At 72.1% G+C, this 17,310-nt stretch carries 13 protein-coding genes; 10 read left to right on the top strand and 3 right to left on the bottom strand.

The window, feature by feature from the left end; translation table 11 throughout:
- Positions 1-162: 162 nt before the first annotated feature.
- On the bottom strand, positions 163-1,161 hold the full coding sequence (locus tag VIU94_RS41335; RefSeq protein WP_331920260.1) for an ADP-ribosylglycohydrolase family protein: 999 nt from the start codon (positions 1,159-1,161) through the stop codon (positions 163-165).
- 249 nt (positions 1,162-1,410) lie between these two features.
- Here VIU94_RS41335 and VIU94_RS41340 point away from each other — a divergent pair, with 249 nt between their 5' ends.
- From VIU94_RS41340 to VIU94_RS41365, 6 genes are all read left to right on the top strand, one after another.
- Positions 1,411-2,139, top strand: a complete 729-nt coding sequence (locus tag VIU94_RS41340; RefSeq protein WP_331920262.1) for a VIT1/CCC1 transporter family protein — start codon at positions 1,411-1,413, stop codon at positions 2,137-2,139.
- Positions 2,140-2,584: 445 nt separating this feature from the next.
- Complete coding sequence (gene gltB / locus VIU94_RS41345) at positions 2,585-7,144, top strand: glutamate synthase large subunit (RefSeq protein WP_331920264.1); 4,560 nt, start codon at positions 2,585-2,587, stop codon at positions 7,142-7,144.
- The gene (gene gltD / locus VIU94_RS41350; RefSeq protein WP_331920266.1) at positions 7,137-8,597 is read left to right on the top strand and encodes a glutamate synthase subunit beta; all 1,461 of its coding nucleotides are present in this window, start codon (positions 7,137-7,139) and stop codon (positions 8,595-8,597) included. Before gltB ends, gltD begins: the two co-directional genes overlap by 8 nt.
- A 228-nt stretch (positions 8,598-8,825) precedes the next feature.
- Positions 8,826-9,569, top strand: coding sequence for a vWA domain-containing protein (locus tag VIU94_RS41355; RefSeq protein WP_331920268.1), 744 nt, complete (start codon positions 8,826-8,828; stop codon positions 9,567-9,569).
- A gap of 47 nt (positions 9,570-9,616) precedes the next feature.
- Positions 9,617-9,991: a VOC family protein gene (locus VIU94_RS41360; RefSeq protein ID WP_331920270.1), complete on the top strand. Its 375-nt coding sequence runs from the start codon at positions 9,617-9,619 to the stop codon at positions 9,989-9,991.
- Positions 9,992-10,069: 78 nt separating this feature from the next.
- Complete coding sequence (locus VIU94_RS41365; RefSeq protein WP_331920272.1) at positions 10,070-10,540, top strand: pyridoxamine 5'-phosphate oxidase family protein; 471 nt, start codon at positions 10,070-10,072, stop codon at positions 10,538-10,540.
- Positions 10,541-10,545: 5 nt separating this feature from the next.
- Here VIU94_RS41365 and VIU94_RS41370 read toward each other — a convergent pair whose 3' ends face one another.
- Positions 10,546-11,550 carry an acyl-CoA dehydrogenase family protein gene (locus VIU94_RS41370; RefSeq protein ID WP_331920274.1) on the bottom strand — a complete coding sequence of 335 codons (1,005 nt, stop codon included), beginning with the start codon at positions 11,548-11,550 and terminating at the stop codon, positions 10,546-10,548.
- The gene (locus tag VIU94_RS41375; protein WP_331920276.1) at positions 11,550-12,743 is read right to left on the bottom strand and encodes an acyl-CoA dehydrogenase family protein; all 1,194 of its coding nucleotides are present in this window, start codon (positions 12,741-12,743) and stop codon (positions 11,550-11,552) included. The genes VIU94_RS41370 and VIU94_RS41375 overlap by 1 nt, the downstream gene beginning before the upstream one ends.
- A 66-nt stretch (positions 12,744-12,809) precedes the next feature.
- On the opposite strand from VIU94_RS41375, the gene VIU94_RS41380 reads away from it, so the two are divergent.
- The 4 genes from VIU94_RS41380 to VIU94_RS41395 all read left to right on the top strand — a co-directional run.
- Complete coding sequence (locus VIU94_RS41380; RefSeq protein ID WP_331920278.1) at positions 12,810-13,634, top strand: SDR family oxidoreductase; 825 nt, start codon at positions 12,810-12,812, stop codon at positions 13,632-13,634.
- Positions 13,635-13,649: 15 nt separating this feature from the next.
- Positions 13,650-14,261, top strand: a complete 612-nt coding sequence (locus tag VIU94_RS41385; RefSeq protein ID WP_331920280.1) for a TetR/AcrR family transcriptional regulator — start codon at positions 13,650-13,652, stop codon at positions 14,259-14,261.
- Positions 14,262-14,304: 43 nt separating this feature from the next.
- Complete coding sequence (locus VIU94_RS41390) at positions 14,305-15,462, top strand: acetyl-CoA C-acetyltransferase (protein WP_331920282.1); 1,158 nt, start codon at positions 14,305-14,307, stop codon at positions 15,460-15,462.
- Positions 15,463-15,810: 348 nt separating this feature from the next.
- Positions 15,811-17,310: DEAD/DEAH box helicase (locus tag VIU94_RS41395; protein ID WP_331920284.1), on the top strand; the 1,500-nt coding region annotated here is incomplete at its 3' end.

Consider the following 17,310-nt stretch of genomic DNA (forward strand, 5'->3'; position numbering starts at 1 on the left):
CCGCCTCTTCCGCCCGCTCGCGGTACGAGTCGACGGCGCTCGCGCCCGCACCCCCGTGCCGACCCGGCAGCCCGGCCTCCCTCGCCGCCCCGCCCGGCAGCGCGTCCGGGACCTGCTCCCCGTCCTCCTCGTCCGTACGTCCCAGCCTCGGGTCCGTCGTCGTCATGCGGCCTCCTCCTCGTCCGGGGTCAGCAGGTCGGCGATGTCCAGGACGTGGTAGCCGCGCATGGAGGGGAGGCAGCTGCCGGTGACCGGGGCGATCGCGGAGGACCATTCCTCGGGGATCGCGGCCGCGCCGCGGCTCGCGCCCGCCAGTGCGCCCGCGACCGCGGCCGTCGTGTCCGCGTCGCGGCCCATGTTGACCGCGGTCAGGACCGCCGTACGGAAGTCCCCGCGCGCCGCCGCGTACGCGCCGAACGCCAGCGCCACCGCCTCCGGCGCCAGGTCCGTCCACGGGTAGCCGCCGATCACCACCGCCGAGCGGACCGTCCGTTCGCGGATCAGCGGGTCCGGCTGGAGGCGCTGCGCGGCGACGACGGCGCGGCGCATCGAGCGCGCCGTCCACGAGTCCATCGGGACCACCGAGAGCGCCGCCGCGATGACCGACGTGACCGACGCCCCCGTCATCGCCGCCGCCACCCCCGCCGCGACCGCCTGGCCGCCGTAGATGCCCTCGCCGTCATGGCTGACGCTGCCGTCGATCGCGACCAGCCTCGCCGCCTCCGCCGGCCGCCCCGCCGCGAACACCCCGAACGGGGCCGCCCGCATGGCCAGTCCGTCGCTCCACGCGTGCCGGTGCTGTGCCGAGATGGGGGCGGCGAGGCCCCGGCGGAGGTTCTCCAGCGTGCCGCGCTCGCTGAAACCCGCCCCCCGGAACGGCCCCTCGTCCAGGTCGGCGATCCAGTGGTGCCAGGCCCGTTCGACATGCGAGACGGTCAGCGCCGAGCCGTGCCGGGCCAGCAGCAGACCCGAGAAGATCGCGTACTCCGTGTCGTCCGTGCCCGCCGGACTGTCCGTCACGAAGCCCTCGATCCTGCCCCAGCGGCGGCGGATCTCCGAGGGCCGCATGTTCTCGGCCGGTGCCCCGAGGGCGTCACCGACCGCGAGGCCGAGCAGCGCGCCCCGGGCGCGCTCGCGCAGATCGCATGTCGTCGTCACCATCTCGCTCACCTCTCCCGCGCTTCCATTCCTCGATACGTGCCACGCGCGCGCCCGCGGGAGTCCGAAGAAACGTCTCTGTCACCCGGCTGACATCCCGGCGGGCATCCCGGCCGACGTCCCAGCTCAGCGGGTCAGGCGGGCCTTAGTAAGTACGGCCTGCCTTGCTGGCGCGCCCCTTACATCGGGCGTATTTTCGAAGACGTCGAGGGGCGGCGGGTCGCCAACCCGCCGGAAACACAGGGGAGAAGCATGTCCATCATCGAGATCGAGGCCCCGCTTCACGCGGCGCACCGCGACAACCACACCCACCGTGACGTCAACGGCGGCTGGCTGCGTCCCGCGGTGTTCGGTGCGATGGACGGACTGGTCTCCAACCTCGCGCTGATGACCGGCGTCGCCGGCGGCGCGGTCTCCCAGCAGACCCTCGTCATCACCGGTCTCGCCGGCCTTGCCGCGGGCGCGTTCTCGATGGCCGCAGGCGAGTACACCTCCGTCGCCTCGCAGCGCGAGCTCGTCCAGGCCGAACTGGACGTCGAGCGGCGGCAGTTGCGCAAGCACCCGATCGACGAGATGGAGGAGCTCGCCGCGCTGTACGCGTCCCGCGGCGTCGAGCCCGCGCTCGCCCGCGAGGTCGCGATGCAGCTCTCCCGCGACCCGGAGCAGGCGCTGGAGATCCACGCCCGCGAGGAGCTCGGCATCGACCCGGACGACCTGCCGTCGCCGACCGTCGCCGCGGTGTCGTCGTTCGGCTCGTTCGCACTCGGCGCGCTGCTGCCGGTCCTGCCGTATCTGCTCGGGGCCACCGCCCTGTGGCCGGCGGTGCTGCTCGCGCTCGTCGGGCTGTTCGCCTGCGGCGCGCTGGTGTCCCGGGTCACGGCTCGCAGCTGGTGGTTCAGCGGCGTGCGTCAGCTCGTGCTCGGCGGAGCGGCGGCGGCCGTCACGTACGGCCTCGGCATGGCCTTCGGCGCGGCCCTCTAGCGGCCGTCGGCCGGGTGGGGCGGGACCGTTCGTCGGTCCCGCCCCACTCCCATGTGCGCCCCCCTGCGTGGCATCACCGCAGGTCAGGCAGTGCCCCCACCCTCTGTGACATATCTCCCTGCGCGGATTTCGTCGCCCGGTGGGACACTATGCACACCGCAACATACGTAGCCGTTACTCGGCGGTTTCGAGTCCGACATCACCGGGCATCAGCCGTAGGCGCCGCAGCAGGCAATGAAGCCTGCTCCTCGCGAGCGGTCGACGACGACGTCCCCCGCCATCCAACGCCTCGGAACCGCCTTCGCCGCGCCTCGCGGTGTCCGCATGCTGGAATGAGCTATCCGCTTCCCGAGAAGCAAGCCATCATGTAACCTGCACGAAATTTCGCGGAGGGCCAACGTCGTCCCTCGGCAATGCATATGCCACGACGACGACGGGAGAGCCGATGCGTTCCGACGCCTGGTCGCCCATGGACGGTCGCCCCGCCCCGCAGGGGATGTACGACCCCCGTAACGAACACGACGCCTGTGGTGTCGGGTTCGTGGCCACCCTCACCGGTGTAGCCAGCCATGAGCTGGTCGAACAGGCGCTGACCGTTCTCCGCAATCTGGAGCACCGCGGCGCCACCGGCTCCGAGCCCGACTCCGGCGACGGCGCCGGAATCCTGCTCCAGGTCCCGGACGCGTTCCTGCGCGAGGTCGCCGGATTCGAGCTCCCCGAGGCCGGCGCGTACGCCGTCGGCATCGCCTTCCTCCCTGCCGACGGCTCCGCACAGGCCGTCTCGCAGATCGAGACGATCGCGTCCGAGGAGGGTCTGAACGTCCTCGGCTGGCGCGAGGTCCCCGTCGCCCCCGAGCTGCTCGGCGCCTCCGCCCGCTCCACCATGCCGGTCTTCCGGCAGCTGTTCGTGGCGGACGGGGAGAACACCGGGATCGCCCTCGACCGCAAGGCGTTCGTGCTGCGCAAGCGCGCCGAGCGCGAGGCGGGCACGTACTTCCCCTCGCTCTCCGCCCGCACCATCGTCTACAAGGGCATGCTGACCACCGGCCAGCTGGAGCCCTTCTTCCCGGACCTGTCGGACCGCCGCTGCGCCACCACCGTGGCCCTGGTCCACTCCCGGTTCTCCACGAACACCTTCCCGAGCTGGCCGCTGGCCCACCCGTACCGCTTCGTCGCGCACAACGGCGAGATCAACACGGTCAAGGGCAACCGGAACTGGATGCGGGCGCGTGAGTCCCAGCTCGCCAGCGACCTGTTCGGCTCGGACAAGATCGAGCGGATCTTCCCGGTCTGCACCCCGGACGCCTCCGACTCCGCCTCGTTCGACGAGGTCCTGGAGCTGCTCCACCTCGGTGGGCGTTCCCTCCCGCACAGCGTCCTGATGATGGTCCCCGAGGCGTGGGAGAACCACGACTCCATGGACCCGGCCCGGCGCGCCTTCTACCAGTACCACTCCACGATGATGGAGCCCTGGGACGGCCCGGCCTGCGTCACCTTCACCGACGGCGTCCAGGTCGGCGCGGTGCTCGACCGCAACGGTCTGCGCCCCGGCCGCTACTGGGTCACCGACGAGGGCCTCGTCGTGCTCTCTTCCGAGGTCGGCGTCCTCGACATCGACCCCGCCAAGGTCGTCCGCAAGGGCCGCCTGCAGCCCGGCAAGATGTTCCTCGTCGACACCGCCGAGCACCGGATCATCGAGGACGACGAGATCAAGGCCGGTCTCGCCGCCGAGAACCCGTACGCGGAGTGGCTGGAGACCGGCGAGATCGAGCTCTCCGACCTCCCCGAGCGCGAGCACATCGTGCACACCCACGCCTCGGTCACCCGCCGCCAGCAGACCTTCGGCTACACCGAGGAAGAGCTCCGCGTCATCCTCGCCCCGATGGCCCGCACCGGCGGCGAGCCGCTCGGCTCCATGGGCACGGACTCGCCGATCGCGGCCCTGTCCGAGCGCCCGCGGCTGCTCTTCGACTACTTCACCCAGCTGTTCGCGCAGGTCACCAACCCGCCGCTGGACGCCATCCGCGAGGAGCTCGTCACCTCGCTGCGCTCCTCCCTCGGTCCCCAGGGCAACCTGCTCGACCCGACCGCCGCGTCGTGCCGCAGCGTCACGCTGCCCTTCCCGGTGATCGACAACGACGAGCTGGCCAAGCTCATCCACATCAACGCCGACGGCGACATGCCCGGCATGAAGGCCGCGACCCTGTCCGGCCTGTACCGGGTCTCCGGCGGCGGCGAGGCCCTCGCCGCCCGCATCGAGGAGATCTGTGCCGAGGTCGACGCGGCGATCGAGGGCGGCGCGCACCTGCTCGTCCTCTCCGACCGGCACTCCGACGCCGAGCACGCGCCGATCCCGTCGCTGCTGCTCACCGCGGCCGTCCACCACCACCTCATCCGCACCAAGCAGCGCACCCAGGTGGGTCTGCTGGTCGAGGCCGGCGACGTCCGCGAGGTCCACCACGTGGCCCTGCTCATCGGCTACGGCGCTGCCGCGGTCAACCCGTACCTGGCGATGGAGTCGGTCGAGGACCTGGTCCGCGCCGGCACCTTCATCGAGGGCCTGGAGCCCGAGCAGGCGATCCGCAACCTGATCTACGCGCTGGGCAAGGGCGTCCTGAAGGTCATGTCCAAGATGGGCATCTCGACCGTCGCCTCCTACCGCGGCGCCCAGGTCTTCGAGGCCGTCGGCCTCGACAGCGCCTTCGTCGAGAAGTACTTCGACGGCACCGCCACCAAGATCGGCGGCGCCGACCTCGACATCGTCGCCCAGGAGGTCGCAGCCCGTCACGCCAAGGCGTACCCCGCCTCCGGCGTCCCCTCCGCGCACCGCGCGCTGGACATCGGCGGCGAGTACCAGTGGCGTCGCGAGGGCGAGCCGCACCTGTTCGACCCGGAGACCGTCTTCCGTCTCCAGCACGCCACGCGCAACAAGCGGTACGACATCTTCAAGAAGTACACGGACCGCGTGAACGAGCAGTCCGAGCGCCTGATGACGCTCCGCGGGCTCTTCGGCTTCACGTCGGACCGGGAGGCCATCTCGATCGACGAGGTCGAGCCGGTCTCCGAGATCGTCAAGCGCTTCTCCACCGGCGCCATGTCGTACGGCTCCATCTCCCGCGAGGCGCACGAGACCCTCGCCATCGCCATGAACCAGCTGGGCGGCAAGTCCAACACCGGTGAGGGCGGCGAGGACCCGGAGCGCCTGTACGACCCGGCGCGCCGCTCCTCCATCAAGCAGGTCGCCTCCGGCCGCTTCGGCGTGACGAGCGAGTACCTGGTCAACGCGGACGACATCCAGATCAAGATGGCGCAGGGCGCGAAGCCCGGCGAGGGCGGCCAGCTGCCCGGCCACAAGGTCTACCCGTGGGTCGCCAAGACGCGTCACTCGACGCCCGGCGTCGGCCTGATCTCGCCGCCGCCGCACCACGACATCTACTCCATCGAGGACCTGGCTCAGCTGATCCACGACCTCAAGAACGCCAACCCGGTCGCGCGCATCCATGTGAAGCTCGTGTCCGAGGTCGGCGTCGGCACGGTCGCGGCCGGCGTGTCCAAGGCCCACGCGGACGTCGTGCTCATCTCCGGCCACGACGGCGGTACGGGCGCCTCGCCGCTCACCTCGCTGAAGCACGCGGGCGGTCCCTGGGAGCTCGGTCTCGCCGAGACCCAGCAGACGCTGCTGCTCAACGGCCTGCGCGACCGGATCGTCGTCCAGACCGACGGCCAGCTCAAGACCGGCCGCGACGTCGTCATCGCCGCGCTGCTGGGCGCCGAGGAGTTCGGTTTCGCGACCGCGCCGCTCGTCGTCTCCGGCTGCGTCATGATGCGCGTCTGCCACCTGGACACCTGCCCGGTCGGCATCGCGACCCAGAACCCGGTGCTGCGCGACCGGTTCTCCGGCAAGGCCGAGTACGTCGTCAACTTCTTCGAGTTCATCGCCGAGGAGGTCCGCGAGCTCCTCGCCGAGCTGGGCTTCCGCACCATCGAAGAGGCCGTCGGCCACGCCGAGCTGCTCGACACCAGCCGCGCGGTGAACCACTGGAAGGCGCAGGGCCTGAACCTGGCCCCGCTGTTCCACGTCCCCGCGCTGCCCGAGGGCGCGGTTCGCCACGCCCTGATCGAGCAGGACCACGGTCTGGAGAAGGCCCTCGACAACGAGCTGATCGAGCTCGCCGCCGAGGCCCTGAACGCGGCCTCCGCCGAGGACGCCCAGCCGGTCCGCGCCCAGGTCGCGATCCGCAACATCAACCGCACCGTCGGCACGATGCTCGGCCACCACGTGACGAAGAAGTTCGGCGGCGCGGGCCTGCCCGCCGACACCGTCGACATCACGTTCACCGGCTCCGCCGGCCAGTCGTTCGGCGCCTTCCTGCCGTCCGGCGTCACGCTCCGCCTGGAGGGCGACGCCAACGACTACGTCGGCAAGGGCCTGTCCGGCGGCCGCGTGATCGTCCGCCCGGACCGGGGCGCCGACCACCTTGCCGAGTACTCCACCATCGCGGGCAACACCATCGCGTACGGTGCGACCGGCGGCGAGCTCTTCCTGCGCGGCCGTACCGGCGAGCGCTTCTGCGTCCGCAACTCCGGCGCGCTGGTGGTCTCGGAGGGCGTGGGCGACCACGGCTGCGAGTACATGACCGGCGGTACGGCGGTCGTCCTCGGAGAGACCGGACGCAACTTCGCGGCCGGCATGTCCGGCGGCGTCGCCTACGTGATCGACCTCGACCGGGACAACGTCAACTCCGGGAACCTGGAGGCGATCGAGGCCCTGTCGGACTCCGACAAGGCGTGGCTGCACGACGTCGTGCGCCGCCACCAGGAGGAGACCGGCTCGACCGTCGCCGAGAAGCTGCTGGCCGACTGGGACGCCGCGGCGAGCCGCTTCAGCAAGATCATCCCGACCACGTACAAGGCCGTGCTCGCCGCCAAGGACGCCGCTGAGCTCGCCGGTCTCTCCGAGCAGGAGACCACCGAGAAGATGATGGAGGCGGCGACCCATGGCTGACCCCAAGGGCTTCCTGACCACCGGGCGCGAGGTCGCTGAGACCCGTCCGGTCGGCGAGCGCGTCAAGGACTGGAACGAGGTCTACGTCCCCGGCTCCCTGCTGCCGATCATCAGCAAGCAGGCCGGCCGCTGCATGGACTGCGGCATCCCGTTCTGCCACAACGGCTGCCCGCTCGGGAACCTGATCCCGGAGTGGAACGACTACGCCTACCGCGAGGACTGGTCGGCGGCGTCGGAGCGGCTGCACGCCACCAACAACTTCCCGGAGTTCACCGGGCGGCTGTGCCCGGCGCCCTGCGAGTCCGCGTGCGTGCTCGGCATCAACCAGCCGGCCGTCACCATCAAGAACGTCGAAGTCTCCATCATCGACAAGGCGTGGGACGGAGGCGACGTCAAGCCGCAGGTGCCCGAGCGTCTGTCCGGCAAGACCGCCGCCGTCATCGGCTCGGGTCCGGCGGGTCTCGCCGCCGCCCAGCAGCTGACCCGGGCCGGCCACACCGTGGTCGTCTACGAGCGCGCCGACCGCATCGGCGGCCTGCTGCGCTACGGCATCCCCGAGTTCAAGATGGAGAAGCGGCACATCAACCGCCGCATCGAGCAGATGCGCGCGGAGGGCACCAAGTTCCGCACGGGCATCGAGATCGGCCGCGACCTGACGGCGACGGACCTGCGCAAGCGGTTCGACGCGGTCGTCATCGCCGCCGGCGCGACCACCGCCCGCGACCTGCCCGTCCCGGGCCGGGAGCTGAGCGGCATCCACCAGGCGATGGAGTACCTGCCGCTCGCCAACAAGGTCGTCGAGGGCGACTTCGTGGCCTCGCCGATCACCGCCGAGGGCAAGCACGTCGTCGTCATCGGCGGCGGTGACACCGGCGCGGACTGCGTGGGCACCGCCCACCGCCAGGGCGCGGCCTCCGTCACCCAGCTGGAGATCATGCCGCAGCCGGGCGAGGAGCGGTCCGCGGGGCAGCCCTGGCCGACCTTCCCGATGCTGTACAAGGTCACCTCGGCGCACGAAGAGGGCGGCGAGCGGGTCTACTCCGTCTCCACCACCCACTTCGAGGGCGACGAGGACGGCAACGTCCAGTTCCTGCACCTGGTCGAGGTCGAGTTCGTCGACGGCAAGCTGACCCAGAAGCCGGGCACGGAGCGCAAGATCCCCGCCCAGCTGGTCACCCTTGCGATGGGCTTCACCGGCACGGACGTCGAGAACGGCCTGGTCGCGCAGTTCGGTCTGGCGCTCGACGAGCGCGGTAACATCGCCCGCGACGCGGACTTCGCGACCAACGTCGACGGCGTGTACGTGGCCGGCGACGCCGGCCGCGGCCAGTCGCTGATCGTGTGGGCCATCGCCGAGGGCCGCTCTGCGGCGCGCGGCGTGGACCGCTTCCTGACCGGCGCCAGCGAACTGCCGGCCCCGATCCGCCCGACGGACCGCTCGCTGGTGGTCTGATCGTGCACTGACGGTCTGACCGTCCCCTGAATGTCCCGTACAACGACGTACGGAACTACGCGGCGCTCGCCCTGTCCCCGACCGGACACTTGGGCGGGCGCCGCGGCGCGTTTGGGCACATGTCGGGTCAACGCCCCCTGATCGGCGACTCCTTGGCGTACGGACGGGTATGTCACGTACGCTCGGCAGACCCGCGACCGCCGTACGCCGAAACGGAGACCTGCCCCCATGGCGCTGAGCCTGCGCAAGATCGAGGAGACCGCCCCGGCCCTGGTCAGCCTGCACAAGGCCGCCGGAGTCTCGGTCCAGAAGCACGGCCTGGAGGGGCAGCGGGTCGCCGTGTACCTGGTGGTCGACTACTCCGGTTCGATGAAGCCGTACTACAACGACGGCAGCGTGCAGGCCCTCGCCGACCGGGTCCTCGGGCTCTCCACGCACCTGGACGACGACGGCCGGGTGCCGGTGGTGTTCTTCTCCACCGACATCGACGCCGAGACCGACATCGCGCTCGCCGACCACCAGGGCCGGATCGACCGGATCGTCGCCGGGCTCGGCCACATGGGCAAGACGAGCTACCACCTGGCGATGGACGCCGTCATCGACCACTACCTGGACAGTGGCTCGACCGCGCCCGCGCTGGTCGTCTTCCAGACGGACGGCGGCCCGATCAACAAGCTCGCCGCCGAGCGCTACCTGTGCAAGGCGGCGAAGCTGCCGCTGTTCTGGCAGTTCATCGGCTTCGGCGACCCGGGCAGCCGGCAGTTCGAATTCCTGCGCAAGCTCGACGAGCTCGCCGTCCCCGCCAAGCGCCCGATCGACAACGCCGGCTTCTTCCACGCCGGCCAGGACCCGCGCCGGGTGTCGGACGCGGAGCTGTACGAGCGGCTGGTCGCCGAGTTCCCCGTCTGGCTGCGCGCGGCCCGGGCGCAGGGCATCGTCCGCGACGGCGTGGGCGCGGGCGTCGCGCACTGACGAAATCCGTTGGCCCGCAGGGGTGTTGGCCGGTCATAGTGCCACCCATGGCATCTCTGGTGAGACATGTGACGTTCGACTGCTCCGACGCCTACGCGCTGGCCACGTTCTGGGCCCAGGCGCTGGACGGCCGGATCACCGACGAGGACGCTCCGGGCGACCCGGAGGCGCTGGTGGAGGCCGAGGGCGTGGGCGTCCTCTTCGTCACCGTGCCGGATCCGAAGACGGTGAAGAACCGGGTCCACTTCGACCTCCAGCCACAGGACCGCACGCGCGACGAGGAGGTCGAGCGGCTGCTGCGGCTCGGCGCGACCCTGGTCGCCGACCACCGTCGGCCGGACGGCCTGGGCTGGGCGACCCTCGCGGACCCGGAGGGCAACGAGTTCTGCGTGGAGCGCAGCGCGTTGGAGCGCGCGGAGTAATACGGACGCGCGGAGTAATACGGGACGCGCGGAGTAATCCCGACAGAAGATGTCGGGTATCCGGGCGACCATGTCCCCATGATCACCACCTGGGCAGATTTCCAGCAGGCCGAACCCGAGCTCGCCGCCACCGTGCGCGCACGGTTCGAGCAGTACACGCACCACGTCCTCGCGACCCTGCGCAAGGACGGTTCGCCCCGGCTGACCGGGCTGGAGGCGAAGTTCCCGCTGGACGAGCTGGTACTCGCGATGATGCCCGACTCGCGCAAGGCGCTGGACCTCCGGCGCGACCCCCGCTTCTCGCTGCTTGCGAACCCGGGCGAGGGCACGGGCATGGGCGGCGGGGACGTACGGGTCTCCGGGCGGGCGGTGGAGGTCACCGACCAGGAGACCCTGGACCGGTTCGCGAAGGAGCTCGGCGCGCCGCTGCCGTTCCATCTGTTCCGGCTGGAGCTGACGGAGGTCGTGCGCACCTCGGTCGAGGACGACGAGCTGGTGGTGCGGACCTGGCAGCCGGGCCGCCCGGTCCGCACGATCCGCCGTACCTGACGCGCTCAGCCGTCCTGCGCGTCGAGGACCTGCGCGTCGAGGACCGCGGCCCGGCACTCGGCCGGGGTTCCCCAGGCGTCGCGCAGCGGGCGGGCCTTGCGCAGCCAGAGCGAGAGGTCGAGCTCCTCGGTGTAGCCGATCGCGCCGTGCAGCTGGAGCGCGGCGCGCGCGGCGGCGTACCCGGCTTCGCCGGCCGTCGCCTTGGCCGCCGCCACGTCGGCGTCGGTCATCGTGAGCGCCGCCCCGTGCAGCAGCGGCCGGGCGAACTCGAGCCCGATCAGCACGTCCGCGAGCCGGTGCTTGACCGCCTGGAACGAGCCGACCGGCACGCCGAACTGGGTGCGCTGCTTCGTGTACGCGACCGTCCGGTCAAGGAGCGCCCGCCCGAGGCCCAGGCACTGCGCGGCCGTGGCCAACGCCGCCCACCGCCGCGCCTGCGCGGCCGCCTCGACGACGGCCGGCCCGGCCGCGAGCACCTCCCCGCCGGGTACGGGCCGCGCGAGCCGCCGCGCCGGATCGACGGACTCCCGCACCTCTTCGTGGCCGGGGGCGAGCAGCAGCCGGTCCTGCGAGACGACGAGGATCACGTCGGCCGCGTCGGCGTCGGGGGCGTACGCGGCGCAGTGGGGGACGCACAGCGTCGCCACGGTCCTGCCGGTCGCCAACTCCGGCAGAAAGCGCTTCGCCGGGGCCTCGGCCCCCGCCTCCGCCAGGGCGGTCAGCAGCGCGGCCGCCGCGACGGTCTCCGCCAGCGGGCCCGGGACCGCGTGCCGGCCGAGCTGCTCGAAGGCGACCGCCGTCTCGACCGGGAGCGGCCCCACCCCCTCGTACGCCTCCGGGACCGCGAGCGCGAACACGCCCGCCTCCGCGAGCCGTTCCCACAGCGCTCGGCCAGGTGCGTCGTCGCCGGCGGCGCGGGCGCGGATCACCGCCGGAGTGTCCGCGGCCGCGAGCATCGCGTCGAGAGAGCGGCCGAAGTCCCGCTGTTCGTCGGTGAGCAGGAAACCCATCAGCGGCGGCCCTTCGGGAGGCCGAGCAGGCGCTCGGCGATGATGTCGCGCTGGATCTCGTTCGTGCCGGCGTAGATCGGGCCGGCGAGCGAGAAGACATGGCCCTCCGCCCACTCCCCGTCGGCCAGTGCCCCGTCCGCGCCCAGCAGATCGAGCGCCGTCTCGTGCAGGGCGATGTCGTACTCGGACCAGAACACCTTGTTGAGGCTGGACTCCGCGCCGATGTCCCCCACTCTCGGCTCCGCTCGAGCGGGGGTACCCCCAGCGCCGCCCGCGAACCGCGCCGCGCCCGCCGCCGTGAACAGCTGGTACGCCCGCGCCCCGATCACCGCGTCCGCGACCCGTTCCCGCAGCGCGGTGTCCTCTCCCGGCCCCCCGGCGCCGTCCCGCTCCCGCCAGAGCCGTACGAGACGGTCGGCGGCGGCCAGGAAGCGGCCGGGGGAGCGGAGCATCAGCCCGCGCTCGTTGCCGGTCGTCGACATGGCGATCCGCCAGCCCTGCCCCGGCTCGCCGATCACGTCCGCGTCGGGGACGAAGACCCGGTCGAGGAAGAGCTCCGCGAAGGCGGGCTTGCCGTCGAGCCGGCCGATCGGCCGGACCGTGACGCCGGGCGCGCGCAGGTCGAACATCAGGTACGTCAGGCCCTGGTGCGGCTTCGGGGCCGCCGGGTCCGTACGGAAGATCCCGAAGGCGCGGTCCGCGAAGGCCGCCCGCGACGACCAGGTCTTCTGCCCCCACAGCAGCCAGCCGCCCTCGGTCCGCACCGCCCGCGAGGTCAGCGACGCGAGGTCGGAGCCCGCCTCCGGCTCGGACCAGGCCTGCGCCCAGACCACCTCTCCGGTCGCCATGGACGGCAGCACCCGGGCCCGCTGCTCCTCGTCGGCGTGGTCGAAGAGGGTGGGGGCGAGCAGGTTGATGCCGTTCTGGGAGACCCGGCCTGGCGCGCCGGCCGCCCAGTACTCCTCCTCGAAGGCCAGCCAGTGGAAGATGTCGACGCCCCGGCCGCCGTACTCCTCCGGCCAGGACACCGCCGACCAGCGCGCGGCGGCGAGTTCGGCCTCCCACGCGCGGTGCGCGGCGAAGCCCTCGGCGGTCTCGAGGGACGGCAGCGGCTCGGCGGGCACGTGCCGGCGCAGCCACTCCCGCGCCTGCGCGCGGAACTCCCCTAGGTCCGCGCTCTCGTGAAGATCCATCAGACCGTCGCCCTCCGCTTCATCGGGAGCTTCCCTAACAAGTGTTTGGTAGGTTAACGTACGGCCATGAGCACCGTCGAGGAGTTCCCGGAGGTACCGGAGATCCCGGAGGTACCGCCTCCCGCCTACGAGCCCGGGCACGGACTGCTGACCGGGCGCACCGCCGTGATCACCGCCGCCGCGGGCGCGGGCATCGGCGGGGCCACCGCCCGCCGCTTCCTGGAGGAGGGCGCCCGGATCCTGATCAGCGACGCCCACGCGCGCCGCCTCAAGGAGACCGCGGAGGCCCTCGCCGCCGAGTTCGGCCCCGACCGGGTCGCCTCCCTGCCCTGCGACGTCACCGACGAGGAGCAGGTGGGCGCGCTGTTCGCCGAGGCCGTACGCCTGCACGGCCGACTCGACGTCGTCGTCAACAACGCCGGCCTCGGCGGCACGGCCGCCCTCGTCGACATGACCGACGAGCAGTGGACCCGGGTCCTCGACGTCACCCTGAACGGCACCTTCCGCTGCACCCGCGCGGCCCTGCGGCACTTCAAGGACGCCACCGGCGGGGTGATCGTCAACAACGCCTCCGTCGTCGGCTGGCGCGCCCAGGCGGGCCAGGCCCACTACGCCGCCGCCAAGGCGGGCGTGATGGCGCTGACCCGGTGCGCGGCGATCGAGGCGGCGGAGTACGGCGTCCGCGTCAACGCGGTCTCGCCCAGCCTCGCGATGCACCCGCACCTGGTGAAGGTCACCTCTGCCGAGCTGCTCGCCGAGCTCACCGAGCGCGAGGCGTTCGGCCGGTACGCCGAGCCCTGGGAGATCGCCAACGTGATCGTCTTTCTCGCCAGCGGCTACTCGTCGTACATGACGGGCGAGACCGTCTCCGTCAGCAGCCAGCACGCGTAGGACCAGAATGGTGATGTGCCGAACAAGAAGAAGACCCAGGTGACCGCCACTCCCGAGCGGCGCCGTGAACTCCTCGACACGGCGGCCGAGGTGTTCGCCGCCCAGGGGTACAACGCCACCACCGTCCGCAAGATCGCCGACGCGGCCGGCATGCTCGCCGGCAGCCTCTACTACCACTTCGATTCCAAGGAATCGATGCTCGACGAGATCCTCTCCACCTTCCTGAACGAGCTGTGGGAGGGGTACGACGCCGTGCTCGCCGCCGGCCTCGGGCCCAGGGAGACCATCGAGGCGCTCGTCACCGAGTCCTTCCGGGAGATCGACCGGCACCGCGCCGCCGTCGCCATCTACCAGAAGGAGTCCCGGCACCTGAACGACCAGCCCCGCTTCCACTACCTCGCCGACTCGCAGCAGAAGTTCGAGAAGGCGTGGCTCGGGACGCTGGAGCGCGGGGTCGCCGCACGGGTCTTCCGGGCGGACCTGGACATCCGGCTCACCTACCGGTTCGTGCGCGACACGGTGTGGGTCGCGGCGTCCTGGTACCGGCCGGGCGGGCAGCACAGCCCGGAGGAGATCGCCCGTCAGTACCTGTCGATGGTGCTCGACGGGATCGCCGTACGCACGTAACCCACGCGCGTGACGCACGCGCGTGACCCACCAAGGAGGCGTCATGGCCGAGGCGTACATAGTCGAAGCGGTACGGACCCCCGTGGGCCGGCGCAGGGGAGGGCTCTGCGCTGTCCACCCCGCCGACCTCGGCGCGCATGTCCTCAAGGCGCTGGTCGAGCGGAGCGGGATCGACCCCGCCGCCGTCGAGGACGTCGTCTTCGGCTGCCTCGACACCGTGGGGCCGCAGGCCGGCGACATCGCCCGTACGGCATGGCTGGCGGCCGGGCTCCCGGAGGAGGTCCCGGGCGTCACCGTCGACCGGCAGTGCGGCTCCTCGCAGCAGGCCGTGCACTTCGCCGCGCAGGGCGTGCTCTCCGGCACCCAGGACCTGGTCGTCGCCGGCGGCACGCAGAACATGTCGATGATCCCGATCGCCTTCGCGTCCCGGCAGGCCGCCGAGCCGCTCGGCCTCACGGAGGGGCCGTACGCGGGCAGCGAGGGCTGGCGCGCGCGGTACGGGGACGCGCCGGTGAACCAGTTCCACGGGGCCGAGCTGATCGCGAAGAAGTGGGGGATCACCCGGCGCGACCAGGAGGAGTTCGCCCTCCGCTCCCACCGGCGCGCGCTGCGCGCCCTCGACGAGGGCCGCTTCGAGCGGGAGACGGTCGCGTACGGGGACGTGACGGCGGACGAGGGCCCGCGCCGGGACACCAGCCTGGAGAAGATGGCGGGCCTGGCCCCGGTCGTCGAGGGCGGCACGATCACGGCGGCCTGCTCCTCGCAGGTCTCGGACGGCGCGGCGGCCATGCTGCTGGCGAGCGAGCGCGCGGTGCGCGAGCACGGGCTCACCCCGCGGGCCCGCGTCCACCACCTGTCGGTGCGCGGCGAGGACCCGATCCGGATGCTGTCCGCGCCGATCCCGGCGACCGCGTACGCGCTGAAGAAGACCGGCCTGACCATCGACGACATCGACCTCGTCGAGATCAACGAGGCCTTCGCCCCGGTCGTCCTCGCCTGGCTGAAGGAGACCGGCGCGGACCCGGAGCGCGTCAACGTCAACGGCGGCGCGATCGCCCTGGGTCACCCGCTGGGCGCGACGGGCGTGAAGCTGATGACGACGCTGCTGCACGAACTGGAGCGCACGGGCGGCCGCTTCGGCCTCCAGACGATGTGCGAGGGCGGCGGTCAGGCGAACGTGACGATCATCGAACGCCTCTAGACGAAGCGGTGTCGAGGGGCGTGCCGCATGGCGTAGGGGCTGTCGGGGGCTGTGATGTCCATGACGAGAATCTCGGGTTCGGAGGGCCCCGCGTGCTAGGGTCGCTTGGTTGTGGTTTCGGTACCCATGGACTTCATGCGCCCCTGACGCGGGAATGACCCTCAGGCGCGTCGTCGTTTCCGGGATGCTCCGGAACTTCTCCGGATACCCCGAAACACCCCGAAAGCTCCTCGACACATCCTGGACAGCTCCTCGACGGCCGGAATCCCTCCGGACGCGTCGCCCCCTCGCCGGAACCCCATGCGGGAGTCCCGGCGAGTGCTGTGCCCAGGCCAGGAAGGCAGATCCATGACCCGCTCCGAACGCCCCGCCTCCCGGCGGCGCCCCGCGAAGGCCGCGGCCCCCAAGGCCGCCCCGAGGGGCGGCAAGGGCAAGGGGCGCGGCCCGGCCAGTCCTCCGCCGCCGCGCGAGTTCACCGCGCCGGAGCCGGTGACGCCCGCCCTGCCCGCCGTGGAGTCCTTCGACGCCCTGGACATGCCGCCCGCGCTGGTGAAGACCCTCGCCGCGCAGGGCGTCACCGAGCCGTTCCCGATCCAGGGCGCGACCCTGCCGAACTCGCTCGCCGGCCGTGACATCCTCGGCCGCGGCCGGACCGGCTCCGGCAAGACCCTCGCCTTCGGCCTCGCCCTGCTCGCCCGGACCGCCGGCCGCCGCTCCGAGCCGAAGGCCCCGCTGGCCATGGTCCTGGTGCCCACGCGCGAGCTGGCCCAGCAGGTCACCGACGCCCTCGCGCCGTACGCCACGGCCGTGAACCTGCGGATCGCGACCGTCGTCGGCGGCCTGTCGATCACCCGGCAGGCGGGCACGCTGCGCCGTGGCGCGGAGGTCCTGGTGGCCACCCCGGGCCGGCTGAAGGACCTGATCGACCGCGGCGACGTCCGGCTCGACCAGGTGGCGATCACCGTCCTCGACGAGGCCGACCAGATGGCCGACATGGGCTTCCTTCCGCAGGTCACGGCGCTGCTGAAGCAGGTCGAGCCGGGCGGGCAGCGGATGCTGTTCTCGGCCACCCTCGACCAGAACATCGACCGCCTGGTCAAGATGTTCCTGGACGACCCGGTGGTCCACTCCGTCGACCCGTCGGCGGGCGCGGTCTCCACGATGGAGCACCACCTGCTGTACGTGGCCGACGCCACCGACAAGAAGACCGTCACCGTCCGCATCGCCGCCCGCGACGGCCGGACGATCCTCTTCCTGGACACCAAGCGCGCGGTCGACCGCCTGGTCAAGCAGCTCCTCGCGAGCGGCGTCCGCGCGGCCGGCCTGCACGGCGGCCGCTCGCAGCCGCAGCGCAACCGCACGCTGGACCAGTTCAAGAACGGCCAGGTCAACGCCCTCGTCGCGACGAACGTCGCGGCCCGCGGCATCCACGTCGACGCCCTGGACCTGGTCGTCAACGTCGACCCGCCCCAGGACCACAAGGACTACCTCCACCGCGGCGGCCGCACCGCCCGCGCCGGCGAGTCCGGCAGCGTCGTCACCCTGGTCCTCCCGGAGCAGAAGCGCGACATGTCCCGCCTCATGACCCACGCGGGCATCACCCCGCAGACCGCTCAGATCAAGTCGAGCGACGCCCGCCTCACGGAGGTCACCGGCGCCCGCGAGCCCTCCGGCACCCCGGTCGTCATCGAGACCCCTGCCCCGCCGCAGCCGGCCAGGTCCTCGAAGCCCGGCTCCGCCCCGTCCCGCTCCCGCCGCCGAGGCAGCCGCGGCGGCACGAGCACCCGCCAGGGCGCCCCGACCTCGGGCACCCGCCAGGGCGCCCCGACCTCGGGCACCCGCCAGGGC

Origin of the sequence: Streptomyces sp. (assembly GCF_036566765.1) — a bacterium.
Lineage (GTDB): Bacteria > Actinomycetota > Actinomycetes > Streptomycetales > Streptomycetaceae > Streptomyces.